This is a genomic window from Nonomuraea sp. NPDC052634, assembly GCF_040678535.1.
Classification (GTDB): Bacteria; Actinomycetota; Actinomycetes; order Streptosporangiales; family Streptosporangiaceae; genus Nonomuraea; species Nonomuraea fastidiosa.
Genome location: NZ_JBFATY010000011.1, coordinates 180,355 through 205,281 on the forward strand (window position 1 = coordinate 180,355; position 24,927 = coordinate 205,281).

Annotated in this window: 20 protein-coding genes; 10 read left to right on the top strand and 10 right to left on the bottom strand. The window is 71.7% G+C overall.

What is annotated here, in order from left to right; all coding sequences use genetic code 11:
* Positions 1-20 precede the first annotated feature (20 nt).
* Both AB0K67_RS33905 and AB0K67_RS33910 read right to left on the bottom strand, forming a co-directional pair.
* Positions 21-473: a MarR family transcriptional regulator gene (locus AB0K67_RS33905; RefSeq protein ID WP_364068275.1), complete on the bottom strand. Its 453-nt coding sequence runs from the start codon at positions 471-473 to the stop codon at positions 21-23.
* 143 nt (positions 474-616) lie between these two features.
* Entirely contained in the window at positions 617-2,056 is a 1,440-nt protein-coding gene (locus AB0K67_RS33910) for an NCS2 family permease (protein WP_364068277.1), read from the bottom strand.
* Between the two features lie 82 nt (positions 2,057-2,138).
* Between AB0K67_RS33910 and AB0K67_RS33915 the strand changes: the two genes are divergently transcribed.
* The gene (locus tag AB0K67_RS33915; protein ID WP_364068279.1) at positions 2,139-2,351 is read left to right on the top strand and encodes a DUF2530 domain-containing protein; all 213 of its coding nucleotides are present in this window, start codon (positions 2,139-2,141) and stop codon (positions 2,349-2,351) included.
* 502 nt (positions 2,352-2,853) lie between these two features.
* Entirely contained in the window at positions 2,854-4,329 is a 1,476-nt protein-coding gene (locus AB0K67_RS33920; RefSeq protein WP_364068281.1) for an alpha/beta hydrolase, read from the top strand.
* A gap of 119 nt (positions 4,330-4,448) precedes the next feature.
* Here AB0K67_RS33920 and AB0K67_RS33925 read toward each other — a convergent pair whose 3' ends face one another.
* The gene (locus tag AB0K67_RS33925; protein WP_364068283.1) at positions 4,449-5,024 is read right to left on the bottom strand and encodes a CGNR zinc finger domain-containing protein; all 576 of its coding nucleotides are present in this window, start codon (positions 5,022-5,024) and stop codon (positions 4,449-4,451) included.
* Positions 5,025-5,250: 226 nt separating this feature from the next.
* Between AB0K67_RS33925 and AB0K67_RS33930 the strand changes: the two genes are divergently transcribed.
* Complete coding sequence (locus AB0K67_RS33930) at positions 5,251-5,553, top strand: hypothetical protein (RefSeq protein ID WP_364068285.1); 303 nt, start codon at positions 5,251-5,253, stop codon at positions 5,551-5,553.
* A gap of 9 nt (positions 5,554-5,562) precedes the next feature.
* On the opposite strand, the gene AB0K67_RS33935 is transcribed toward AB0K67_RS33930, so the two are convergent.
* Positions 5,563-8,616 carry a hypothetical protein gene (locus tag AB0K67_RS33935; protein WP_364068287.1) on the bottom strand — a complete coding sequence of 1,018 codons (3,054 nt, stop codon included), beginning with the start codon at positions 8,614-8,616 and terminating at the stop codon, positions 5,563-5,565.
* An 85-nt stretch (positions 8,617-8,701) separates the two neighbouring features.
* Complete coding sequence (locus AB0K67_RS33940) at positions 8,702-9,499, bottom strand: DUF3027 domain-containing protein (RefSeq protein ID WP_364068289.1); 798 nt, start codon at positions 9,497-9,499, stop codon at positions 8,702-8,704.
* Positions 9,500-10,177: 678 nt separating this feature from the next.
* On the opposite strand from AB0K67_RS33940, the gene AB0K67_RS33945 reads away from it, so the two are divergent.
* Positions 10,178-11,695 (top strand): MFS transporter, encoded by a 1,518-nt coding sequence (locus AB0K67_RS33945; protein ID WP_364068291.1) that lies wholly within the window; start codon positions 10,178-10,180, stop codon positions 11,693-11,695.
* A 212-nt stretch (positions 11,696-11,907) separates the two neighbouring features.
* On the opposite strand, the gene AB0K67_RS33950 is transcribed toward AB0K67_RS33945, so the two are convergent.
* Together AB0K67_RS33950 and AB0K67_RS33955 are read right to left on the bottom strand one after the other, a co-directional pair.
* Positions 11,908-12,303, bottom strand: coding sequence for a cold-shock protein (locus AB0K67_RS33950; RefSeq protein WP_364068293.1), 396 nt, complete (start codon positions 12,301-12,303; stop codon positions 11,908-11,910).
* 93 nt (positions 12,304-12,396) lie between these two features.
* Complete coding sequence (locus tag AB0K67_RS33955; RefSeq protein WP_364068295.1) at positions 12,397-13,017, bottom strand: HAD family hydrolase; 621 nt, start codon at positions 13,015-13,017, stop codon at positions 12,397-12,399.
* Positions 13,018-13,582: 565 nt separating this feature from the next.
* Between AB0K67_RS33955 and AB0K67_RS33960 the strand changes: the two genes are divergently transcribed.
* The gene (locus AB0K67_RS33960) at positions 13,583-14,200 is read left to right on the top strand and encodes a helix-turn-helix domain-containing protein (RefSeq protein WP_364068297.1); all 618 of its coding nucleotides are present in this window, start codon (positions 13,583-13,585) and stop codon (positions 14,198-14,200) included.
* 3 nt (positions 14,201-14,203) lie between these two features.
* Here AB0K67_RS33960 and AB0K67_RS33965 read toward each other — a convergent pair whose 3' ends face one another.
* Positions 14,204-15,208 (bottom strand): hypothetical protein, encoded by a 1,005-nt coding sequence (locus AB0K67_RS33965; protein WP_364068299.1) that lies wholly within the window; start codon positions 15,206-15,208, stop codon positions 14,204-14,206.
* 45 nt (positions 15,209-15,253) lie between these two features.
* Here AB0K67_RS33965 and AB0K67_RS33970 point away from each other — a divergent pair, with 45 nt between their 5' ends.
* A complete protein-coding gene (locus AB0K67_RS33970) occupies positions 15,254-17,593 on the top strand; it encodes a helicase-associated domain-containing protein (protein ID WP_364068301.1) in 2,340 nt (779 codons plus the stop codon).
* Positions 17,594-17,603: 10 nt separating this feature from the next.
* Here the strand turns inward: AB0K67_RS33970 and AB0K67_RS33975 are convergent, their stop codons facing one another.
* Positions 17,604-18,959 (bottom strand): hypothetical protein, encoded by a 1,356-nt coding sequence (locus tag AB0K67_RS33975; protein WP_364068303.1) that lies wholly within the window; start codon positions 18,957-18,959, stop codon positions 17,604-17,606.
* A gap of 350 nt (positions 18,960-19,309) precedes the next feature.
* Here AB0K67_RS33975 and AB0K67_RS33980 point away from each other — a divergent pair, with 350 nt between their 5' ends.
* The 3 genes from AB0K67_RS33980 (at position 19,310) to AB0K67_RS33990 (ending at position 22,162) form a co-directional block, all read left to right on the top strand.
* Positions 19,310-19,993 carry an AMP-binding protein gene (locus AB0K67_RS33980; protein ID WP_364068305.1) on the top strand — a complete coding sequence of 228 codons (684 nt, stop codon included), beginning with the start codon at positions 19,310-19,312 and terminating at the stop codon, positions 19,991-19,993.
* Positions 19,994-20,020: 27 nt separating this feature from the next.
* Entirely contained in the window at positions 20,021-20,377 is a 357-nt protein-coding gene (locus AB0K67_RS33985) for a DUF4190 domain-containing protein (protein WP_364068307.1), read from the top strand.
* 138 nt (positions 20,378-20,515) lie between these two features.
* Positions 20,516-22,162 carry a DNA repair helicase XPB gene (locus tag AB0K67_RS33990; protein WP_364068309.1) on the top strand — a complete coding sequence of 549 codons (1,647 nt, stop codon included), beginning with the start codon at positions 20,516-20,518 and terminating at the stop codon, positions 22,160-22,162.
* Between the two features lie 221 nt (positions 22,163-22,383).
* Here the strand turns inward: AB0K67_RS33990 and AB0K67_RS33995 are convergent, their stop codons facing one another.
* Positions 22,384-22,686, bottom strand: coding sequence for a hypothetical protein (locus tag AB0K67_RS33995; protein ID WP_364068311.1), 303 nt, complete (start codon positions 22,684-22,686; stop codon positions 22,384-22,386).
* 332 nt (positions 22,687-23,018) lie between these two features.
* Here AB0K67_RS33995 and AB0K67_RS34000 point away from each other — a divergent pair, with 332 nt between their 5' ends.
* Positions 23,019-24,926 (top strand): AAA family ATPase, encoded by a 1,908-nt coding sequence (locus AB0K67_RS34000; protein ID WP_364068313.1) that lies wholly within the window; start codon positions 23,019-23,021, stop codon positions 24,924-24,926.
* Position 24,927: the final 1 nt, after the last annotated feature.

Sequence of the window (24,927 nt, forward strand, 5' to 3'; positions counted from 1 at the left end):
GGTCCTGGGTTCTTCAGGCTCTAGATCTTGCTGAGCTTCTCCAGAATCGGCGCCGCCTGTCTGAGCACGGCTCTCTCCTCCGGTGACAGCTCCTTCAGTCGTTGCGCCAGCCAGGCCTCCTTGCGCCGGCGCTCCTCCTTCAGCAGCTTCTGGGCGGGCTCGGTCACCGAGACGGTCACCTGCCGCCGGTCGGTCGGATGCGGGGTGCGCGAGACCAGGCCGCGCTCCTCGAGCGCGGCGATCACGCGCGTCATCGAGGGCGGCTGCACCTTCTCGAGCTCGGCCAATTCGCCGGGGGTTATCCCGGAATGCCGTTCCACTGCGGCGAGTGTCGCGAACTGGGTGGGCGTCAGTGAGTGCGCCGCCGCCTGTCGTCGGAGTCTTCGGTTCAGCCTGGCGAGTGAAACGCGCAGCGCTGAAGCGAGACCTGCGTCGCTGCGCAGGTCCATCTTTGGCTGGGTGTTGGTTAGCATGAGTCATTACCTTTGCTAACTATACGGCATGGCAAGATATTTCCTTGAGCAAAGACTCTTGCCCCCTTGATACCCGAGAGCCGCCCCGCGTGCGCGAAGCGGCTCCCTGACCGGTCCTTCGGGTCCCCCGTACGGCCGGTTTCTCAGATGCCGAGCAGCGCCCTGATGGGCCCGATCGCGAAGTACAGGCCGAACAGCACGGCCACGACCCACAGCAGCGGGTGCAGCTCGCGCGCCTTGCCGCGGACGACCTTGATCAGCACGTAGCTGATGAAGCCGGCGCCGATACCGTTCGACACCGAGTACGTGAACGGCATGATCACGACGGTGAGGAACGCCGGGATGGCGATCTCGAAGTCGTTCCAGTCGATGTCACGGACCGCGGTCATCATCATGAAGCCCACCAGCACCAGCGCCGGGGCGGCGGCCTCGTACGGCACGACCGTGACGAGCGGCGCGAAGAAGATGGCGATGAGGAAGAGCACGCCGGTGACCACGCTGGCCAGGCCGGTGCGCGCGCCCTCGGCGACACCCGCCGCCGACTCGATGTAGGTGGTGTTGGAGGAGACCGAGCCCGCGCCGCCGGCCGCCGCGCCGATCGAGTCGACGAGCAGGATCTGCTTGGTACGCGGCAGCGTCCCGTCCTCCTGCACCAGGCCCGCCTGGCGGCCGACGCCGACCATCGTGCCCATGGTGTCGAAGAAGTCGGTGATGAGCAGGGTGAACACGAACAGCCCCGCCAGCAGCACATCGATGCGTACGAAGCCGCCGAACGGGTCGAACTCGGTGAACAGCGTCAGCGGGTTGTGGAAGCCGAAGATCTCGTCGGGCACGGTGGGGCGGTTGAGCTGCCAGCCGCCGGGATTGTCGGGCGAGAACGACCCGGCCTTGGCGATCGCCTCCACGATGATCGCCAGGATCGTGGTGCCGACGATGCCGATGAGGATCGCGCCCTTGACCTTGCGGGCGACCATGGCGGCCGTGGCGAGCAGGCCGACGATGAAAACGAAGATCGGCCACGAGGTGAGGTTGCCGGCGATGCCCAGCTCCAGCGGCGTGCCCTCCGCCTTGCGGACGAACCCGGCGTCCACGAACCCGATGAGCGCGATGAACAGGCCGATGCCCACGCTGATCGCGGTCTTCAACGGGGCGGGGATGGCATGGAAGATCGCCGTCCTGAGCCCGGTCAGCACCAGGATCGTGATGATGATGCCCTCAAGGAAGACCAGGCCCATGGCCTCTTCCCAGGTCATCACCGAGGCGATGGTGAACGTCACGAAGGCGTTCAATCCGAGCCCGGCCGCCATGGCGAACGGCACCTTGCCGATGACGCCCATGAGAATCGACATCACACCGGCCACGAAGGCCGTGCCCGCGGCGACCAGCGCGATGTTGGGGGCGGAGCCGTCGCCGATGTACTCGCCGGTCACGTCCTTGCCGGTGCCGATGATCAGAGGGTTCAGCACGACGATGTACGCCATGGTGAAGAACGTGGCCAGACCGCCACGTATCTCCTGGGAGATCGTCGAGCCGCGTTCGGAGATCGCGAAGAAACGGTCGATTGCAGAACGAGTGTCACTCACGGGCGAAGAGTGGCAGTAGGTCGTGAGCTGCGAAAAGAGCCAGTGATGAGATCGAGACCCTATTGGAAGCTAGGCTGGATACGTGGACAAGCAGTGGCATCCCGACCCGCCGCCCATCAAAACGAACGACACGGCCGCCATCGCCGTCGGCACCGGCCTTTGGGCGCTCGCGCTGGTCGTCCTGCTGATCTTCCGCCCTGTGCCTGAGAACACGTGGTGGATCTGGACCTGCGTGACGGGCGTGGCCTTCGGCCTCTTCGGCATCTGGTTCGTCCGCCGCCCCGGCCGCAACTGACCCCCGGCCCCGGCACCCGCACCCCGCCCCACACAGCCGGCCGAGCCGGCACCCGCACCCCGCCCCACGCACGCCAACCCGCAGCGCCGACGCCCTTCCCTCGCCCCGCACTTCCACCCCCGTTCCCGTCGTAATCGCCCAACTGACAGCCATTCCTCCGGCCCTCCCCACCCCAACCACCCTCGGCCACCAGGGCGTCCCCCTGACCCCGTGGCGCGCCGACCGGGCGGCGGGGCACTGGAGCGGAGCGGCGAGGCGCTGAGACCGGACAGCACGGCAGGGCGGCGGGACGGCAAGACGGCAGAGCCTGGCGGCGAGGCGCCGGAGCAGGCGACGGGTGACCGACACGATGCGGTGGAGGGCGGCGGACGACGAGGGGGTTCTGACAGGGGTCCTCGGTGGGAGCTGACATTCGTCATCCCGGGCCGCTCGCCGAAGTCATCAGGAAGTGGTGTTATCACCCACTACATCGGCATATGCCCGCCAAATCATGCTGGACGGCATGAAGAAGCCCATCGTGACGCTCCTTCTGGGAGCTGCGTTCCTGACCGCCTGCGGCACCGGAGGCTCCACACCGCCCGCCACGACCCCGGCGACGAGCGACGGCCAGGCGGGCGCGATCGCCTGGGGCCCCTGCACCGACCTCATCGGCGCCGACGGCAAGCCCGCCACCCCCGGCCCCGGCGTCGAGTGCGGCAAGCTGCCGGTCCCCCTCGACCACGCCAAGCCGGACGGCGAGAAGATCGACCTCGCCCTCATCCGCGTCAAGGCCACCGGCGAGCGCCTCGGCTCGCTCGTGTTCAACTTCGGCGGCCCCGGCGCGTCGGGCGTGGACACCCTCGCCACCACCGCGCCCATATTCGCGGCGCTGGGCAACCGCTACGACCTGGTCAGCTTCGACCCGCGCGGCGTCGATCGCAGCGCCGGCGTACGCTGCGGCGACACCGTCGACGAATTCCTCTCCGCCGGCCCCAGCGCCGACCAGGACAAGCTCGCGGCGGAGTTCGCCGCCGCCTGCGAAAAGGACTCCAGCAAGGTCCTGCCGCACGTCGGCACCGTGAACGCCGCCAAGGACCTCGACCTGCTGCGGGCCGCGCTCGGCGACGACAAGCTCAACTACCTCGGCTTCTCCTACGGCACCCACCTCGGCGCCGTCTACGCCACCCACTTCCCCGGGAACGTCGGCCGCTTCGTGCTCGACGGCGCCTTCGACCCGACGGGGACGTTCGAGGAGCGGGCGGTCACCCAGGCGCGCGGGTTCGACGCGGCCTTCGAGGCGTTCGCCAAGGACTGCGTCGCCAAGGGCTGCGAGATCGGCGGCTCACCCGCCGAGGTCGAAAAGACCGTGGTGAACCTGCTCGAACAGCTCGAGACCAAGCCCATCAAGGTGGGCGAGCGCGAGCTGACGTACGGGCTGGCCCAGTTCGCCGTCATCACCCCGCTCTACGCCGAGCAGACCTGGCCGGTGCTCGAGCAGGCCGTGGCCGCCGCGCGCAAGGGCGACGCCTCCATACTGCTCTCGCTGGCCGACGCCTACACCGGGCGGCGCGCCGACGGGACGTACAACACGATGATGAGCAGCCTGCTCGCCATCAACTGCGCCGACACCAGCGAGCGGCCCACCCTCGCCGAGGCCGCGAAGCTCGACGCCCGCGTTCGCAAGATCTTCCCCATCCTGGCGACCGGCGGCTCCACCTCGGCGTGCGCCCACTGGCCGGTGGAGGGGGACGACGCGGCCAAGCGCATCGACGCCACCGGCTCGGCCCCCATCGTGGTCATCGGCGGCAAGGGCGACCCGGCCACGCCGTACGAGTGGGCGACGAAACTCACCGACCAGCTCAAGACGGGCGTCCTGGTCACGTACGAGGGCGAGGGCCACGGCGCCTACCTGAGCGGCAGCCAGTGCGTGGCGGGGCTGGTGAACGCGTACCTGGTGGACGGCAAGCTCCCCGCCTCCGGCACCACCTGTCCCGCCTGACGACCAGGCCGGCATCACGGCCCGCCCAGGCACAGCGGGGGCAGCCTGGGCGGGCCTTCCATGCCAAGCCGCTCGTCGTGACCGCTCAAGACGGGACGGTAGGCGCCCGTCTGTGCCGCTCAGGCAGGGCCGCTGCCAGAGCTCATGCGGGCGCGGAAGGCCGCCGCCTTGACGCGGCTCTGGCACGAGCGCGAGCAGAACTGGCGTACGGCGTTGCGTGAGGAGTCGACGTACACGCGGTCGCACGGCTCGGCCCGGCAGACTCCGAGCCGCCCGCCCAGGTCGCTGCCGATGGCCAGGGTGAGCGCGGAGGCGAAGCCCGCGCTCCAGCCGACGGAGATCGAGTCGTCGGCCCCGTGGAAGTGCACCTGCCAGGGCTCCCCCGGCGCCCGGTCGAGCTGCGGCCGGGCGCCGGTGCTGATGATGAGGGCGTTGACGACGGCGGCGGCGTCGTCCTCCCTGCCGGCCTCCATGGCCTCGAAGACCCGCCGCACCTTGAGCGCGGTGCTCGCCAGGTAGAGCGCCTCGTCCATGGACACCGTCACCCCACCCGGCAGCACCTCCTCGATGGCCGCCGGGAGCGCATCGCCTCTAGGCGCGGTGTACGGCCTGCTGCCCTGGTGACCGTCGGTCAGCGCGTTGACGAGCCCGACCGCCGTGTCGAGCAGGATCGCCACATGACTATCGAATAGCACTTGACCAGTCACCTCTAAGACCATAGCGTGCATCGGTAACTCACGTTATCACTTTCGATGGTCATCGCAGGGGGACACACTCAGATGCCGCGCACCGTGTGGTGGCTGCTGCTCGCACGGGCTGTCAACCGGCTCGGAGCCTTCTCCGTAGGCTTCCTCACCGTCCTGCTCACCACCGGTTTCGGCACCGATCCCGCGATCGCGGGGCTCATCACGGCCGCGTTCGGTGCCCGGCCACCTCGCCGCCACGGTCGTGCTAGGCGGCGGCGAGCTGCTGATGTTCGGCCGCATATACGCTCAGGTGTCCGGCATCGCCCCCGAGCACGCGCGTGCCCGCTACCTGTCGGTCTACGGCACCTCGTGGGGATTCGCCCTCGTGCTCGCCCCGCTGTGCGCCACCCGGCTCATCGCGTACGCGGGACCCACGGGGCTGTGGGGCACGCTGGCGCTCATCGCCCTGCTCCTGGCCGTCGCGCAGCCGCTCGTCGTCAGACCGCTGCTCGGCCGCCCCGGCCTGACGACGAGATGAGACCGGACCTCAGAGGTTCAGCACGGACTCGGCCAGGTCGGCCTCGGCGAGCAGCAGCGGCACCGCCGCAGGGTCGCGCAGCAGCGCGGCCACCGCGAGCCGGTCGTTCCACTGGCCGGTCGCCCAGGCAAGCCCCCTCGCCAGCCCGTCGACGCCCGTGCAGTGGACCGTGCCCTCGAAGTAGCGCCACGCGCACTCCACGCCGTCGACCAGCAGCTTCTCGTGCTCGACGTACGTCTCGGGCGCGGTGGGCAGCAGCGAGCGCACCTCGGCCGGCACCGGCCGTGTGACGCCCTCCGAGGTGACCTCACCGGCGGTCAGCTCACCGGCGAGCGGCAGGTCGAGCAGCTCGGACAGCGCCTCGGCCAGGTCGTACGGGGCCAGGATCAGCGGCCTGTCGGTGACGAGCTGGAGCAGGTCGGGCGCCTCCACCACGACGGCGTCATCGGCCGAGGCCACCACGATGTCGCCGCCGAGCACGGCACGCACCTTGGCGGGCGGCGCCACCCGCGACGGGTCCACACCCGCGAGCGCCACCCACAGCGCCCGCAGCTGCGCCCGGTCCACCTCGATCGACTCGTCGGCCATCAGGTCGAGCAGCTCCTCGGGGCCGCCGTGGGAGGCCAGCAGCTCGGGCAGCGTCGTACGGACGCCGATCATGGACAGCGCGGCCTCGTCGAGCCCGGCGGGCGCGTCGGCGTAAAGGCCCTGAAGCAGCGGGTCGGCGCCGGGCAGCCGCAGCTCAAGCGGCTTGCGGCCGTCGAGCACCGGATGGTTGGCCAGCCACCACGCGGTGTAGGACGGCACCTCCACGCCCTGGATGCGCAGCGGGTGCAGCGCGGCGCGCAGCGGCGGGGTGGTCAGCAGCCGCAGCGCGGCCGGCCAGTCGGCCACCAGCTCCAGGTCGCGTACGGCCATGAACTCGGGGATCAACGGCGGCACGTCGAGGTCGGGCAGCAGGTCGAGCACGTGGTCGATCCAGTCGGCCTCGCCGTCGAGGTCGTGGTCGCAGTCGTCGGGGTCGAGCAGCACGTCGGCGTCGCGTACGACGGCGAACCCGTCGAGCACGCCGGCCGCCGCCAGCACCCTCGGCCCGTAGGTCTCCTCCAGCTCGGACGCCGCCACGCCGAGGTGCGTGTCGGGCTCCAGCAGCCCGGCCAGCGCGCCGTCGGCCAGCATCAGCTCGCCGGCCGGGTAGAGGTCGCCGTCGGTGCCGCGCAGCGCCAGCTCGGCCAGCCACGGAGCCTCGCCGGGCGCCAGCCCCGACGCCTCGACCAGCGACAGCACCGCCTTCGCCACCGGCTCGGGGTCTGGGCTGTCGAGCGACTGCGCGACCGCGGCCTTGGTCAGCGGGTCTTCGAGGACCGTGCGGGGCGTCGCCTCGGCCGCGCCGAGCCGCAGCAGCACGGGATGGGCCGCCTCGGGGTGCACGATGCGCAGCCCCAGCGGGGTCAGGTCGAGCTCGGCGCCGCCGTCGCTGAGGATGAGGGTGCCGCGCGGGCCGCGTACGAGCCGGCCGTCGGTCAGCGGCACCGGCAGCGCGCCCAGCGACTCGGGGTCGTCGACCGGCAGCACCTCATAGAGCGAACGCCACCACGACGGCTCGCGCCCCTCCAGCGCCTCGCCCGACAGCATGTCGACCACGTCGGCCAGCTCCACCCGGCGCACGCCGAGCGAGGCCATCGCGGGATGGCGGGCGTTCCAGCCGGAGGGCAGCAGGCCGGGTACGAAGTCGGACACCGCCGCCAGGAACTCCGACGAGGCCCCCGGCACGACGGACGCCTCGCGGCCCGACACCACCCAGCCGTCACCCTCGGGCTCGGGCACGGGATGCTCGACCCGCCACTGGGCGTCGGGCTCGTAGACCCGCTCCTCGGCGAACGACGGGGTCTCCACCACGGGCGCGGGCGCCGACAGCGCGGGCAGCAGCGGCGTGCCGGGCAGCCGCTCCAGCACCGCCCGCCGGATGCGGGCGTCGAGCTCGCCCTTGCCCATCAGCGACGGCACGAGGTCGAGCAGCTTGGGCGTGCGGGGCAGCTCGCGCAGCAGGCGTACGTAGGCGTCGGCGACCCGCTCGACCAGGAAGTCGGTCAGCGGACCCTTGGCGACGTGGCGCCGGTCGGTGGCCATCGGGAACGACGCGATCAGCAGCGCGGGCAGGTCGATCGGCTCGTCGCTCGGCGTCGGCGCGTGGAGCACCGGCGGCACGGTGGACGGCAGCGGCCCCGGCTCGCCCGTCTCGGTGACGGGGACGGCCCAGCGCAGCGACCAGTAGGGGCGGGCCCGCTCCTCGGTGGGCCGGTCGGCGAACAGCCTCGCGACCTCTTCCTGGGTGAACTCGCCGGACTCCGACACCACGTGCCAGCCCTCGGCGACCACCGTGCGGGTCTCGCCGTCGAGCTCGATCTCGATGCGCTCCAGCGCAGGCAGGCCCAGCAGCAGCGCCGGGCTGGTCTCGGCCAGCATCCGCCGGACCGCCTCGACGCTGTCCTTGTCACGCAGCGGCAGGCGTACGAGCGTGTCGAAGCCTTCGGGGATGTCGATGAACGGCGGCTCGTCGAACGGCAGCCGCAGCAGCGGCACATGGCCGCCCCGGTCGGCCAGCTCACCGGCCAGCTCGGGGATGTCGGCCACCAGGGCCGCCGTCTCCGTACGGGACCAGCGGACCGCGCCGTGGCCGCGCGAGCCGATCGCTGGCGCGTCGCAGACCGACACCACCGCCGCGAACCCGACACCGAACCTGCCCGCCGCGCCCGCCTCGTCACGCTTGCCCGAGGCGCGCAGCGTGGACAGGCTCTCCACTCCTGTACGGTCGAGCGGCGCGCCCGTGTTGGCGGCCGTCAGCACCTCGCCGCGCAACGTCAGCCGCAGCACTCCAGGCACGCCCGCCCGCAGCGCCGCGTCGGCCGCGTTCTGGGCCAGCTCGACGATCAGCCGGTCGCGGTAACCGCCGAGCGCGAAGTCCTCCTCCGCGTTGGCGTCTTCGCGGAACCGGGCGGGCGAAGCCGTCCACGCGGACAGGACGGCCGCGCGCATCCGGTCAGTGCCGTAGGTGTCGCTCATCGATCACGATCCTGGTAGAGGGTTGGGGGCCACCGTAGGTTAGCGGCCTTCACCGACACTCACGATCAGGAACCGACACTCACGATCAGGAGTGGCCGAGCTCCTCGGAAGCCGACTCGTCGACCGAGCCCTCCTCCTCCATGAGGTCGTAGCCCAGGTCGTCGAGGATCGGGATCGCCTGCTCGACGGGCGGCGGCTGCACCGCGGCCTCGGAATGGGCGCCGCAGCCGTGGTCGGCCGAGACGACCTTGCCGTCGTCGGGTGCGTACTCGTTAGTGCAAACTCCGAACATCTGCCGCAGACCACCCGAGAGCATCCAGTAGAAGCCGCAGGTGGAGCACTGCGCGGGAGCGGCGTGTGCGATCGGCGTGTGCGGCCCGTGCTCGCCCGAGTGCCAGCGTCTGGCAGCCCGGTCTCTGCCGATGGCCGAGAGCACACGTGCTCGGCCCAGGCCGTACTCGAAAACCGCCTGATGCTCGACGTCGTCGTCGGTCTCTGTGAAACCCGGCGCCAGCCTGTCGTCGTCTTCAGGGGTCGGCAGCAGGTCGCCCACGCCGAGGTCGCCAGGACGCAGCCGCTCACTCCACGGCAGCCACTCGGGCGCCAGCAGCGCGCCCGCGCCGGGCAGCAGGCACGCCTCGCTGACCGTGACCTTACGCGCGCGCGAGGCACGCGTGACGGTGACGGCCCAGCGCCAGCCGCGATAGGCGCGATCCTGGCAGGCGAAGTAGTGGGTGACGATCCGGTCGCCTTCGCTCTCGTAGCCGAGGTGCTCGCCGGGCTCGCCCGGCCGCGCGAGCTCCTCGGCCGCGGCGCGCGCCAGATCGACGGCGGCGACACAGGCCTGGTCGGGAGCGGAGACACGGGCCCTGGTGCGGCTCATCGGCCCGCCTCCGCCGAAAGGTGCTGTTCGCTCACACTTCATTCTCACCCATCGAAGGACCCGCGGGGCCCACAACCGCGCATCCCGCCCCCAAATCCCCCGCACCTTCCCACCGATCGGAACCCGCCCTTCTCACTTTCCGAAACCCACCCTTCCCACCACCCGGACGCCGCCTGAACACCTCACCGCCCCAACACCTCACCGCCTCAGCCCACCCCGCCCACCGACCTCCCGCCGCACCGCGACCACCCCGCCCACCGACCTCCCCGCCGCACATCGACCACCCTGCCCACCGGCGCGCCTCCCCTCCCTCCGGCGGGCCTCGCCACCCGCCCAACGAGCCTCCATGCCCACCGACGGGCCTCCCCGCCGACGGCCTGCCCCCTTCGTCCGCCCATCCCCCCGCGCCTCCCCAGGCCGGCGATCCGCACACACGCCGAGCCGGCGTCGGCCCCACTGACCGCGCCCGGCGTGCCGCCGCCGCGACGGGTGACGCCGCGGTGCCCGGCACACGTGCCTCAGGTCAAGTCGCCCGGTGGGCGCACACCAGCGGAGGCGAGTGCCCGCGAGGCACCGGTCGCGTTCGACGTCAGCCGGAACCACCGCCGGCGAAGCAGCCGAGGTCGGAGGCCGGACCCGCACTGAGATCGCGTAGCCGGTCGGGTAAGACTGGAAGGCGTGGAGGGTGGTGGCTGGGAGCGAGCACGCGAGATCTCGCGGCGGGTGGCGCGCGGCGCCGCCGACGCGGGACGTGCGACCGCGCGCGCGACCAAGGCCACCGCGAGCGGCACCATACGAGCGGGCAAGGCCACGGCCACGGGAGCGCGCAAGGTCGGCCAGGCCACCCGGCGGCTCACCCACGCCAACGGCGCGGGCCGCACCGGGCTCGGCCGCCTGATCGAGCTGTCGGCGGGCAACAGCGCCGGCGACGCGCTCGTCACCGTCGCGCTCGCCAGCACCGTGTTCTTCGGCGTCCCGGTCGGCGAGGCCCGCGGCTCGGTCGCGCTCTACCTGGTCATCACGATGTTGCCGTTCGCGCTGCTCGCGCCGTTCGTGGGGCCGATACTCGACCGTTTCCGATCGGGCCGGCGCTATGTCATGGCCGGCACGCTGTTCGGGCGCGGCCTGCTCTGCTTCGCGATGGCCGCCGCCGTGGGACCCGGTGACCTGCCCACGCTGTTCATCGGGGCGCTCGGCGTGCTGGTGCTGTCGAAGGCGTACAACGTGTCACGGGCGGCGATCATGCCGTCGGTGCTGCCCGCCGACATCACGCTCGTGTCGGCGAACGCGCGGGTGGCGCTGTTCACGCTGGTCTCCGCCGGGATCGTGCTGCCGATCGGCGCGGGGCTGACCGCGTGGCTGGGCAGCGCGGTGGTGCTGCGCGTCGCGATGGTGGCGTTCCTGCTGCTCGGTGTCGTCGCCGTACGCCTGCCGCGCCACGTCGACTCGCCCGACCTGGAGGAGGAAGGCGCCGCGCCGCGCTGGCGCACGCTGCTCAAGGTCGGCCCCACGGTCGCGGAGGCCGTCTGGGCGAACGTGGCCATCCGCGTCTTCTCCGGCTTCCTGCTGTTCTTCCTGCTCTTCCTGGTGCAGGACGCGGCCGTGCCGTGGCTGTCGGCCGACGATCCGGCGGCGCGCGACCCGTTCTTCGACGTGACGAAGACGATCGCACTGCTGGCGGGCGCGGCCGGGCTCGGCGGTCTGGCCGGTGCCGTGGTCGCGAACTGGACGCGTAAGAACGCGCCGCAGCTCATCGTGCTGCTCACGCTGGCCGTCGCCGTGGTCGCCATCATCCTCACCGCCGTCTTCTTCGGCGTCTGGGCGGCGCTGGGCATCTCCCTCGTCACCGCCTTCGCGCAGGAGCTGGGCAAGCTCGCGCTCGACGCGATCGTGCAGCGGGAGATCGGCGAGGAGGTGCGGTCGTCCACGTTCGGCGTGGTCGAGGCGGTGTTGCAGCTCGCGTGGGTGTTCGGCGGGCTGGTGGGGCTGGTGCTGTCGCTCACGCGGAGCAGCACGGCCGGGCTGGTCACGCTCGCCGTCGCGCTGACGGCCGCGCTCGGCCGGCTCCTGGCGACCCGGCGCCGTCGCGTACGCGCGGTCGAGGAACGGCTTGACCGCGAACGCGCCACCGCCGAGCCTGCGCACCGCCCGGACCCTGTCGACCCCACCAAGCCCCTGACGAACCCCAACACCTGATCGGCGGACACCGGCCTCCCCCGGTGAAGGACGCGCTCCAAAGGACTCTCTCACGTAGCCCGCACCCTGTCTCAGGCGACGGCGAAGCCGCAGAGGGTGCGGAACGGCCGTCCTCACGAGGAACGGAACGGGGGACGCCGCGTTGCCGCTCCTCCCTCGCGAGCAGGGAGGAGCGGACCCGAAATCGTGCCGTATGGGGTGGGGGCGGGGTGTCAGGCGTCGAGGTCGTCGGCGACGGCGCGGAGGACCTGGGCGATCTTCCTGGCGTGCCCGGCGTCGGGGTGCTTGCCTCGCCGGTACGACGTCGAGACGTCGTCGAGCAACTTGATCAGGTCTTCGACGATGACCACCATCTCGTCCGGCTTCTTCCGCTTGCTCTTGGCCTTGACCTTGGCGAGCGACGGCGGCTGCTCCAAGATCCTGACCGACAGCGCCTGCTGGCCCCGGCGGCCCTCGGCAACGCCGAACTCGACCTTCTGGCCGGGCTTGAGCGGCCCCGCACCGGCGGGCAGCGCGGATGAATGCACGAAGACCTCACCGCCGTCGTCGCGGGTGAGGAAGCCGAATCCCTTGTCGGCGTCGTACCACTTGACCTTGCCACTCGGCACAGGAGGACCTCGTTCAAACAGTCGAAAAGAAGGACGGATGGAAGTAGGTTATGCCCCGGGAAGCGCCAGGGCGACCGGGTAAATGCCGGAGAATTACGCGGGAGCCCCTTGATCGCACCATCGGTCGAACCAGGCGGCGAATTCGGTCAGGTCGCCCAGTGCCACATCCGCTCCGTGCTCACGCAGCTCTCCCACCGTGTAAGGACCGGTCGCGACTGTCACGCTCACGGCGCCGCCTGCGCGTGCCGCCTCGATGTCCGCGACATGGTCACCAACATAAGCCGCCGCGCCGAAGCGCGCGAGTGCCGATCCCTTGGCCGCACCGAAAAGCGAGCCGACCACTTCGTCCACCTCCAGGCCCAGCGTCCGCACGGTGCCGACCGCGTCCCGGGGATTCTTGCCGGTCACGACGATGACCCGGCCGCCGGCGCGGCGCACGGCGTCGATCGCCTCGTACGCGCCGGCCATGGGCTTGTGCACCGGAACTCCGATTTTCGGATATATCTCGCGATACAGGTCGGCGGCCGCGGGCACCTCCTCGGGCGGCAACCAGTTGGCCAGCTCCACCTCCAACGGCGGCCCCAGCCGTTGCACGATCGCCGCACTGTCAAAAGGCACGCCCAATCGCACGGCCAGCTCGTCGTAAACGGCCGCGATGCCCTCCCGCGTGTCCGCCAATGTCATGTCAAGGTCGAATCCCACCGAAGTCGTCACGTGTGAAGGATGCCAAACGCTCCCCTACCACCCGTAACGGGCCTTGTTCTGGGAGCATGGGAATGGGAAGAAAGGAATTACTTATCGGAGAGGAGCGGCCGTGACCGACCCCCCACCCGCCGCACGCCGGAGACCGGCTCGTCGCCTCCACCGCCGCGTCCCGCACCGCGAGCTCTTCCGCAGCGCCGCACGCGAAGAGCGGCCCGGCCGCGCCGCACGCCACCGGCGGTCCCGTGGAGCGGGTGGTATCGCGCGCCGAAAGCGACTCCGCAGGGCCGCACGCGAAGAGCGGCCCGGCCGCATCGCGCACCGAGCGTGGCTCCGCGCCCCGTCCGCACCGCCCCGCCCGTCCCGGCGGCAGGGGCGCGACGCCGTGGCGGCGCGTGACGGGCGTGCTGGCCGGGCTGGTGAGCCTGGCCGCCCGGGTCGCGGCGCTGTCCGTGCTGCTCTACGCGGTACGGCCTCGCGGCGATCGTCTGGTTGATCATCGGCTCCGCCGTGGCGGGCCTCATCCGGCGTACCTCGCGGTAGCGACTACGCTCCTTACGGAGGTATCAGCACAGACATGAGCAGATCGACCCGCGAGCGGATCGTCGACGAGGCCCTGCGACTGTTCGCGGAACGGGGCTACTCAGCCACGTCCGTGGCCGAGATCGAGGCGGCATCGGGGCTGTCTCCGGGCGCCGGCGGGCTCTACCGGCACTTCAAGTCCAAGTACGAGGTCCTCGCCGCGGCCATCAACGAGCACGCCGCGCGTACCAGGATCCAGGTGGCGGAGAGCCTGGCGGAGCTGAGCGCCATGGAGACCTCGGTCGCCCTGGAGGAGCGCCTGGCGCACGTGTGCCGCGCCGGCCTGGCCAAGGTGCGCGAGGAGTCGGAGCTGACCCGGGTCTTCTTCCGCGACCTGAGCCAGTTCCCCGAGCTGGTCGCGGTCGTCCGCGAGGGCCTGCTGCAGCCGATGTTCGACGCCATCGTGAGCTGGTTCAAGGAGCAGCCCGAATACCGCGACGCCGACCTCGACTGGACCGGCATCGCGGCCGTGCTGGGCGGCTCGGTGGTGCACTACCGGCTGTTCCAGGAGACGATCGGCGACGTGCCGGGCCACGCGGAGAAGGACCAGTTCGTCGCCGCCTGGGTACGCCTGGCGCTCGGCCTGCTGCCCAGCCCCGCCCCGGTCAGCTGACGTTCAGCGGTCCTCGAGCGCGAGCAGCCGGTAGCCCAGCCAGACGACGCCCAGCCCCGTACCGATCATGAACATCGTGCCGCTGACGTCGAAGAACTGCGTGACGAACGGCTGCCACCCGGCCTCAAGACCGACCCGCAGGCCGCCGACGAGCACCCCGCCGACGGAGTAGCCCAGCATGGGCGCGCCGATGCCGAGCAGTTTGTCGCGTACGTTCCAGTTCTCGCTGAACAGCACCAGCGCCGCGCCGAGCGCCCACACCACCACCGGCACCTGGAAGATCGCCAGCGGCGCCAGGTGGAACGGCACCAGCAGCGCGGCCAGCACGAGGATCACCAGGGCGGCCGCGTCGCGCGGGTACTCCTTGACGATGGTCCTGGCGTCCCTGCCGCCGGTGGCCAGCGGGTTGGCGCGCGACATGGCCACCCTGCGCAGGCCCGCGAACGGCAGCCCGTAGCCCCGCTCCTCCCTGGCGAGCCGCTCGTGGGCGAGCCTGCGGTACACGCGTACGCCCGGCGGCGCGTCCCGGTCGTCCACGAGGGGCGGCAGCCGGCGCGTGCCGTTCGCGGCGACGGGGAGGATCGCCGTGTCACCGCCCGCCGCCGCCCCGCCGTTCTGAGCGGCAGGCTCGGATACGGGTGCGGCGAGCGGGACCGAAGCGCCTCCCGAGGCCCCGGCCTCGGCACCGGCCGTCCCTGCCATGGCGCGGGCCGTCACAGCGGGCCTGGCGGTGGCCCTGGCAGCGGGCCTGGCGGTGGGCCCGCCGGTGGGCTCGCCCGCCTCGGCCAGCCTGCGGACCTCCCGCTCGACCAGCGCCACCGGATCGCCGTACCTGGCCAGCACCCGCTCCACGTGCCGCGCGTCCGCGCTGCCGCCGACCTCCGCCTCGATCCTGGCCCGCAGCCGCCGCGTGAAGTCGAGCCGCTGGTCGGCGCGCAGCACGCCGTGGGCGGCGTCGGCGGCCTTGGAGACGTAGTTCAGCACGAGCTGGTCAGCGCGCTCTCTCACGCCTAGCAATGCTGCCTCAATGAGGTGGGACATACCATGGCAACGATGGAGTTCACGGAGTGGATCAGGGGGCGCACCGACGAACAGCTACGGGCGCTCGTCTCCGCGCGTCCCGAGCTGATCACTCCGGTGCCCGCGCATCTGGAAGGTCTCGCCTCCCGCGCGGCGAGTCCGTCGGCCATCGCCAGGGTGCTCGACCGGCTCGACCGGTTCACGCTGGCGGTGGTGGAGACGCTGGCCGTACGCGAGGAGCCGCTGCCGAAGGACGCCCTGCGCGATCTGATCGCCGCCGCCCTCTCCGATGATGATGAAGCACGTGATCCCGAGCCGGCGCTGACCTGCGCGCTCGACAAGTTGCGCGAGCTGGCCCTCGTGTACGGCTGCGACGACGCCCTGCGCCTCGGCCCCGGCGTCCGCAAGGTGCTCGACGACCCGGCGGGGCTCGGCCCGTGCGCGGCCGACGCGTTCCGCCACCACGCACCCGAGCAGCTCGCGGAGATGGCCGACGACATCGCGCCCGGCACCACGGGCTCGGGCAAGGAACGCCTCGCGGCGGCGCTCGCCGACCCCGCCGACTTGATCGCCGACGTCTCCCCCGAGGCCAGGGCCGCGCTCGACCAGCTCGCCTGGGGCCCGCCGACCGGCCGCGTACCGAACGCCAGGCGCGAGGTGCGCATCGCCTCGGCCCGCTCCCCCATCGAGGAGCTGCTGGCGCGCGGCCTGCTCGCGGCGACCGGCGAGGAGAGCGTGACGCTGCCCCGCGAGGTCGCGCTGTATCTGCGCGGCGGCCGGGTGCACCGGGGCCTGCTCGCCGTGCCGCCGCCGCTGCGGGGGAAGGCGCGCGATCAGAAGCTGGCCGACCGTACGGCGGCGGGGCAGGCGTTCTCGTTCGTCAGGTCGGTTGAGGAGCTGTGCGAGCGGTGGAGCGTCGATCCGCCGGGCGTGCTGCGTACCGGTGGGCTGGGCGTCCGCGATCTGAAGCGGACCGCCGCCGAGCTCGACGTGCCCGAGTGGGTGGCGGCGCTGGTGGTGGAGGTCGCGCACGCGGCCGGTCTGATCGCGGCGGGCGGCGGCGTGGACGGCGAGTGGCTGCCGACCTCCGGCTACGACCTGTGGCGGGTCAGGCCCACCGCCGACCGGTGGGTGACGCTGGCGTCCACGTGGCTGCACATGGACCGCGTGCCGGGCCTGGTCGGCGACCGCGACGATCGTGACAGACCGCTGAACGCCCTGCACACCGACCTGCGGCGCTCGTCCGCGCCCGGGGTGCGGGCGGCCACGCTGGGCGTGCTCGCGGCGGAGCCCGGCCTCGCGCCCGACCGCGACTCGGTGCTCGAACGCCTGGCGTGGGAGCAGCCGCGCCGCCGGGGGCCGCTGCGCGAGCAGCTCACCGAGTTCACGCTGCGGGAGGCCGAGCAGGTGGGCGTGACGGGGCTGGGCGCGCTGTCCGTGCACGGGCGGCTGCTCGCCGAGGGCGGAGACGCGGCCGCCGCGCTCGCGCCGCTGCTGCCCGAGCCCGTCGATCACGTGCTGCTCCAGGCCGACCTCACCGCCGTCGCACCGGGGCCGCTCACCAGCGAGCTCAACCGGTGGATGACGCTGACCGCCGACGTCGAGTCGAAGGGCGGCGCCACCGTCTACCGCTTCAGCGAAGAGTCGATCAGGCGGGCGCTCGACGCCGGGCATGGGGCCGAGGAGCTGGTGTCGATGCTGGCCCGTCACTCGGCGACGCCGGTGCCGCAGGCGCTGTCGTACCTGGTGACCGACGTCGCCAGGCGGCACGGCCGGATCCGGGTGGGCACGGCGAGCGCGTACATCAGGTGCGACGACCCCGCCCTGCTCGACCAGATCACCGCCGACCGGCGCTCTGCCGCGCTGCGGCTGCGGCGGCTGGCCCCGACCGTGATCGCCTCGCGTTCGTCCAGGGCGGCGCTGGTCGACTCGCTGCGTGCCATGGGGTACGCGCCGGTCGCCGAGTCGCTCGACGGCGACGTGATCATTTCGCAGCTGGAGAGCCGCCGCACCGAGGGCGTCGCCCCGGTCCGCGCGGTGTCGGCGCCGAACGGCCTCGATCCCGAGGTGGCGGCGGCGGCCGTACGCGCGCTACGGGCCGGCGACGCGGCGCACCTGTCGCGGCGCGAGCCCGTGGACGCCCCCGGCGGCATCCCGCGCGGGCCCGCCACGGCCACCATCTCGGCCCTGCAGGAGGCCATCAAGCAGGGCGTGCGCGTGTGGATCGGCTACCTCGACTCGCAGGGCAACGCGACCTCGCGCATCCTGGAGCCGGCCAGGATGGAGGGCGGTTATCTCACGGCGTACGACGAGACGCGCGCCGCCGTGCACCGCTTCGCCCTCCACCGCATCACCGGCGTCTCCGGCCTGTGAGCGCCACCGGTCAGGGCAGCAGGGCCAGTGACTGGGCGGCCACCGCGCCTACCGGGCCGCCCGCCGACTCCAAGTCCCGCAGGCGGCGCAGGCAGTCGGCCGGGTAGCGGACGGCGGTGCCGCCGCCGAGCGCCACCGCCGCCACCTCGGCGCGCCGGTCGCGGGGGTCGTCCGACCACTCCAGCGCGATCCGCAGCGCCTCGGGGGCGAGGGTGTCGTCGGCGCACATGTACGACAACACGTTGGCCGCCGCCACCCGCTCCGCCGCGCTCCCCAGCGCCCACACCTCCAGGAACTCCTGGCGTACCTCCTTGACCGAGTGCCGCGCGAGCAGCGCGAGCCCGGCGGCGGCGCGCACCTGGACGGCCGCCCCTTGCGAGGGCAGCGAGCGCACCCAGGCGCGCAGCGGCTGCCACAGCCAGAACCCGTACCGCCCGGCCAGCTCGGCGAGCACCTGCCCGCGCTGGTGCGCGGCGCGGAAGGTCACGCGCCCGTCCGCGACATCGACGAGGGGGCCGCCGATCGACCGGGTGAGCGGTCCTGCCGCGGTGTCGCGGCAGAGGCGTTCGAGCCGGGCGAGCTGCTCGTCGAAGGCGCGCTCGGCGAGCCGGTGCGTGAACGCCAGCGCGGCCACGGCCAGCACCTCGCCCATGGGCGGCTTGGTGTCGAACCAGGTGGCGACCTCGTCGGCGGGCGGCTCGCCGCGGGCGAGCCGGGCCGCCAGGCGGACGACCTCGGCGGGGGTGGGCAGCCGTAGCGCCAGCTCCCTGCCGCGGGCCAGCTCGTCCGCCGCGACGCCGGCGCGCCGGTCGAGGCTGCTCAGGCACAGGTCGTACAGCTCGCCGGGGTCGGGCGCGGCCCACGCGAGCTCGACCTCGGCGGCGGCCGACAGCGCGCCGCTCCTGGTGACGACCAGGTACGACCCCAGCTCGGCCAGCTTGCGCGCCAGATCGACCAGGTCGGTGCGGCCCGCGGAGGCGGCGATCCAGTCGTGCAGCAGGTACGCCCGGCCCGGCTCGTACTCGATGCCCGTCAGCAGCTCCGCCACGCCGGCGGCCGGGGACAGCACGGTGATCGTGCTCTCGGCCAGCGACATGCGCGACAGCAGCGCGATGGCTCCGAGCCGCCGCCCGCTGTCCTCCTCGCCGACGAGAACGAGCAGGTGGCGCGCGGCGAGCCGCCGCACCGCCTCGGGGAAGCACCCCGGCTCCAGGTACGACCTGAGCCGCGCGTCGGCCTCCCGCCTGGTCAGGTCTCCGGTGGCGGGACCGGCGGTGGCGCGCAGGTGGTCGTTGACCGCTTTGATGCTGCCTGTGAGCGTTAAGTGGTCGAGGTCTATCTCGCCCGGATCAGGCGTATCTGTCACGAAGCACCTCGTAATAGGGCGGAAGTTTTCTCCGGAAAGAAGACCCACGCGTCAAGGGGTTTCTTTGTTTTCGCACAAGAGGTGACGGAGCGTCATCATCCCGCGCCTGACCTGCGGAAATCCGCCGCCCTTCACAACGGTTCAGACATGTGGATCATGCCTGGCATTGCCCTCTTCGAGCCTCACGGCCCGTAGATATCAACCAATACACGATCGAAGATCGTATGCAACCTCCAAAGCCAATATAGCGAGATTTATCTCTATTTACGGGCTACGACACACATGTCCACAATGACGAGTCAAGTCCCCGGCTCTTGACTCCCTGTCCCCGCTCCCGTCAGGTTGTGAATGTGACCGAGCACGCGCTGGGTCGCCCGGCCGAGGAGTCCCGGCAGCGTTTCGACGGCTACGACTCGGTGTTCGACGAAGGCGTGTGGCATCGCGGTCACGCGCTCACCGAACGCGCCCGCCGGATGTGCGGCGGCTCCACGGAGGCGGGCATCGGGCCCGGCGACCGGGTCGTGGTGATGATGGCCGACTCCCCCGAGGCGCCGATCGTCTACCAGGCGCTGTGGGCGGCGGGCGCGGCGGTGGCGCCGGCGGTGTCCCTGGTGCCGCCGGACGAGCTGGGCAATGACGCCTTGCGCGATTCGGGCGCAGGACGCCCGGCGTGCAGATCCTGGAGGGCTACGGCCACACCGAGACCAGCGCGGTCACCCCGTTCGACCCGCCGGGCCGCCGGGTGGCTAGCGCCGGCCTGCCACCGGCCGACCGCCCTGACACCGGGGTGGGCTCCTGCCAAGCCCCGCCAGAGACGCCGCGCTCAACCGGGCGCCGCACCGATCACGCCGGGAGAGACTGCTCCCCCAAGCCCCGCCAGAGACACCACGCCCGACCAGGCGCCACACCGACCACGCCGGGAGAGACTGCTCCCCCAAGCCCCGCCAGAGACACTGCGCTCAACCGGGCGCGGCGCCGGGCCTGCGAGGGTTTCGCTCTTCTACATACCGGTCAGCCACGTGCCGATTCCGTGATATCTGTTGATCCGTCTGGAGGTGAAGATGAGCCAGGAAGACTCGTCGGGCTACCCGTACATCCCTTACGGGGCGCCGTACGGCGAGCAGCCGCCGCCCCAATACGGTCATGGCTACGGCTCTCCTCCGCCCGCCCCCAGCAGCGGCCCCACGGCCAACGCCATCGTCGCGCTCGTGCTCAACTGCTTCTCGGTCGTGTCCTGCTGCAACATCTTCGGCATCCCGGGCGCGATCCTGGCCGGTCTCGCGCTCGGCAGGGCCACCACCCGCCCGCAGACCGCCCGCACGATGCTCGTCTGGAGCTGGGTGCTCTTCGGCGCGGGCCTCGTCTTCACGCTCGGCACGTTCGTGTTCCTGGGCGCCAACGGCCACCTGGACGACTGAGGCCGGACCCGCACTGGCGCCGTCCAGGACTAATCCTGGCGTGTCCGTTGTTGGAGACACGGAGCGGGGGAGCCGGGATCACGAGACGATGGTCCCGATGCGTCAGAGCCCCGTCCGCAACCCCACGGAGACAAGCCAGTGAGCGATGGACCGCTGATCGTCCAGTCGGACAAGACGCTGCTGCTCGAGGTCGACCACGAGCAGGCCGACGCCTGCCGTAAGGCGATCGCGCCGTTCGCCGAGCTCGAGCGCGCTCCAGAACACGTCCACACCTACCGCGTCACGCCGCTGGCGCTGTGGAACGCCCGAGCCGCGGGCCACGACGCCGAGCAGGTCATCGACGCGCTCATCACCTACAGCCGCTACCCGGTGCCCCACGCGCTGCTCGTGGACATCGCCGAGACGATGGCCCGCTACGGGCGGCTGCGCCTGGAGAAGCACCCCGTACACGGCCTGATCCTCACCTCCACCGACAAGGCCGTGCTCGAAGAGGTGCTGCGCTCGAAGAAGATCCAGCCGATGCTGGGCGAGCGCGTAGGCGACGACTCGGTCATCGTGCACCCGAGCGACCGCGGCAACGTCAAGCAGGCGCTGCTCAAGCTGGGCTGGCCGGCCGAGGACCTGGCCGGTTACGTCGACGGCGAGGCCCACCCGATCAAGCTGCGCGAGGACGGCTGGGCGCTGCGCCCCTACCAGCGCGAGGCGGCCGACGCGTTCTGGAACGGCGGCTCCGGCGTGATCGTGCTGCCCTGCGGCGCGGGTAAGACGATCGTCGGCGCGGCGGCCATGGCCCACGCCCAGGCCACCACGCTCATCCTCGTCACCAACACGGTCTCGGCCCACCAGTGGAAGACCGAGCTGCTCAAGCGCACGTCCCTGACCGAGGACGAGATCGGCGAATACTCCGGCAACAAGAAGGAGATCCGCCCGGTCACCATCGCCACGTACCAGGTGATGACCACCAGGCGCAAAGGCGTCTACAGCCATCTGGAGCTGTTCGACGCCCGCGACTGGGGCCTGATCGTCTACGACGAGGTGCACCTGCTGCCCGCGCCGATCTTCCGGATGACCGCCGACCTCCAGGCGCGCAGGCGCATCGGCCTGACCGCGACGCTGGTGCGCGAGGACGGCCGCGAGGGCGACGTGTTCTCGCTGATCGGCCCCAAGCGCTACGACGCGCCCTGGAAGGAGATGGAGAACCAGGGCTGGATCGCCCCCGCCGACTGCGTCGAGGTGCGGGTGACGCTGACCGACGACGAGCGGCTGGCGTACGCGATGGCCGAGGCCGAGGAGCGCTACCGCTTCTGCGCCACCACGCCGTCGAAGACGCGCGTCACCGAGGCGCTGGTGCGGCGGCACCTGGGCGAGCAGGTGCTGGTCATCGGGCAGTACATCGATCAGCTCGACGAGCTGGGCGAGCACCTCAACGCGCCGGTAATCAAGGGCGACACCAGGGTCAAGGAGCGCGAGCGCCTCTATCAGGCGTTCCGCGACAAGGAGATTCAGGTGCTGGTGGTGTCGAAGGTGGCCAACTTCTCCATCGACCTGCCGGAGGCGGCCGTCGCGATCCAGGTGTCGGGGACGTTCGGCTCCCGCCAGGAGGAGGCGCAGCGGCTCGGGCGGGTGCTGCGGCCCAAGGCCGACGGCGGTGGCGCCCGGTTCTACACAGTGGTCAGCAGGGACACCGTCGATCAGGAGTTCGCGGCGCACCGGCAGCGGTTCCTGGCCGAGCAGGGATACGCGTACCAGATCATCGACGCCGACGACGTGCTCGGCGGGGTGTGAGGATCGGTCGCGATGCCCGGCCGCTCTCACCCGAGCGGCCGAGCATTCACCGTGGTGTCACGTCCACGAGACTCCGCGGGCCGACGACATTCGAACCACCCCCCTCACCTGCGTACTATCACGCCGCCTGCGACATACCCCCATGATCCGACAAACGCACCTGAAATGCCCGAATTTTTCGGTATTTCCAGGATGACGGCTGTCGCACCTTTCCGCCCGGCTCAGCGCGCCAGCAGTCCCCCGAGGAACAACACGCCCTCGGCCACGATCCAGGCCAGCACCCCCGCGCCCATGAGGCGCGCGAACGTGCGCGAATCGGCCCTGGACCACGGGAACAGCCAGGCGGCCGCCGTGCAGCAGGCTGCCAGCGCGGCGAACAGCGCGGACACCGTGGAGACGGTATCAAGCCGCTGCGCGCACGTCGATGGGCTCTCATCGCCGGCGCAAAACGCCTGAAGCCCCCAACCGGCGAACACCGAAGCGGCCCACAGCGCCGCGAGCAGGAAGCTCGCGATCGTGGGCACGATCGGTGAGACACGGAGCCGGAGCACCTCCTATGCGTACCCGGTCGCCCGCGAGTAAATGCTTTGGAGGGCCGCCGGACTCGGCACTAAACTGGCGGATTCGCTGCCTTGACCACCTCCGTTCACGTACTCCAGGGAGGCACTTCCGCATGCCCGGACACCAGATGGCCCCTGACATACGCCCAGCGACCGGCCCGGAGACCGGCCCAGGGACCGGCCCAGGGAGCGGCCCAGGGAGCGGCCCAGGGAGCGGCATCGACGCCGACGACCCATCCGACGTACTCGCGGCCGAGCAACGGCACCTGGCGGAGTCCAGAGCCGCGCTCAAGGCCATGCGTGAGCATGCCGAGTCCCTGTCGGCCGACGCCGCCGGCGACTGGGTCTCCCAGCAGATCCTGCAATCCCTGCTCGACCAGCGGGTGGCCGCGCTGGCCGACCACCCCGACACCCCGCTGTTCTTCGGCCGGCTCGACCGCGCCGAGGGCGACGAGCTGCCCGGCACCATCTACGTCGGGCGCCGCCACGTCCACGACGCCCACAGCAAGCCCCTGGTGATCGACTGGCGGGCGCCGGTGTCCCGCCCGTTCTACCAGGCCAGCCCGGCCGACCCGATGGGCGTCATCCTGCGGCGCCGCTTCGGCTACCAGGGCGGGACGCTCACCGCGTACGAGGACGAGCCGCTGGCCGAGGGCGGCGAGATCGGCCCGTCGAAGATCCTCACCGAGGAGATCGAGCGCCCCCGTACGGGCCCGATGCGCGACATCGTCGCCACCATCCAGCCCGACCAGGACGAGATCGTCCGCTCCACGCTCGCCAAGACCGTCTGTGTCCAGGGCGCGCCCGGCACCGGGAAGACCGCCGTCGGCCTGCACCGCGCCGCCTACCTGCTGTTCACCCACCGCGAGCGGCTGGCCAGGTCGGGCGTCATGATCGTCGGCCCCAACCGGGCCTTCCTGTCGTACATCTCCTCCGTGCTGCCCGCGCTCGGCGAGGTCAAGGTCGACCAGACCACGGTGGCCGGGCTGCTCGGCGAGCACGCCGCGCCCGAGGCTCCCGAGGTCGCCGCCGTGAAGGGCGACGCCAGGATGGCCGCCGTCCTGGAGCGCGCGCTCTGGCTGCACATCACCAAGCCGGAAGACGGCCTCGTCTACACCAAGGGCGCCTACCGCTACCGGGTGGCCGACTACGAGGTACGCGAGATCGTCGCCTCCCTGCGCGGCACCACCCGCTACAACCCGGGCCGCGCGGCGCTCGCCCAGCGCCTCGCCCACATGGTGCTCGTCCGCATGGAGCAGCGCGGCGAGTCGCCCGACGACCGCGTCCAGGACGCGGTGGCCAGGTCGAAGCCGGTCAAGCAGCTCGTGGACGCCGTCTGGCCCAAGCTGACGGCCGACCAGGTGCTCTACCGCCTGCTGTCAGACCCCGGCTTCCTCGCCAAGGCCGCCAAGTCCGACCTGACGGCCGAGGAGCAGGAGCTGCTCATCTGGCGCAAGCCGTACCGGAGCTGGAAGTCGGCGAAGTGGTCGGCGGCGGACGCGGCGCTCCTCGACGAGCTGAACGACCTCATGGAACGCACGCCCTCCCTCGGCCACCTGGTCGTGGACGAGGCCCAGGACCTGTCCGAGATGCAGCTCAGGGCGCTCGGCCGGCGCTGCCGCAACGGCTCGGCCACCGTGCTCGGCGACCTCGCCCAGGGCACCACCCCGTGGTCTGCCACCTCGTGGGAGACCGTGCTCGAACACCTCGGCCAGCGCGACGGCGAGGTGACGGAGCTGACGCTCGGCTTCCGCGTGCCGCGCGAGGTGCTCGACTACGCGGCCCGGCTGCTGCCGTCCATCGCCCCCGGCCTGGCCGCACCGCGCTCGCTGCGCCCCGGCGTCGGCTCGCTCACCGTGCTGCCCGGCGGCTCGGTCGCCGAGGCGGCGGAGCAGGCGCTCGCCAAGGAGGGCTCGATCGCCGTCATCGCCCCCGACGCCCTGGTGGAGACCGTCTCGCAGGCGCTGTCCGCCCTGCCGCACGCCGTGCTCGACCCCGACTCCACCGAGGAGCACCGCCTGCTCGTCGTGCCCGCCACGCTGGCCAAGGGTCTCGAATACGACCACGTCATCGTCGTCGAGCCGGCCGACATCGTGGCCGCCGAGCCCAGGGGCCTGGCCCGGCTGTACGTCGTGCTGACCCGTGCGGTCACCTCGCTGACCGTCCTGCACGACAAGCCGCTGCCCGCCGAGCTTCAGGTGTGAG

Coding starts and splice junctions, on each gene's coding strand:
- AB0K67_RS33905 (WP_364068275.1), bottom strand. CDS start 473: ATGCTAACCAACACCCAGCCAAAGATGGACCTGCGCAGCGACGCAGGT.
- AB0K67_RS33920 (WP_364068281.1), top strand. CDS start 2,854: ATGAAGAAGCCCATCGTGACGCTCCTTCTGGGAGCTGCGTTCCTGACC.
- AB0K67_RS33935 (WP_364068287.1), bottom strand. CDS start 8,616: ATGAGCGACACCTACGGCACTGACCGGATGCGCGCGGCCGTCCTGTCC.
- AB0K67_RS33940 (WP_364068289.1), bottom strand. CDS start 9,499: ATGAGCCGCACCAGGGCCCGTGTCTCCGCTCCCGACCAGGCCTGTGTC.
- AB0K67_RS33960 (WP_364068297.1), top strand. CDS start 13,583: ATGAGCAGATCGACCCGCGAGCGGATCGTCGACGAGGCCCTGCGACTG.
- AB0K67_RS33970 (WP_364068301.1), top strand. CDS start 15,254: ATGGAGTTCACGGAGTGGATCAGGGGGCGCACCGACGAACAGCTACGG.
- AB0K67_RS33985 (WP_364068307.1), top strand. CDS start 20,021: ATGAGCCAGGAAGACTCGTCGGGCTACCCGTACATCCCTTACGGGGCG.
- AB0K67_RS34000 (WP_364068313.1), top strand. CDS start 23,019: ATGCGTGAGCATGCCGAGTCCCTGTCGGCCGACGCCGCCGGCGACTGG.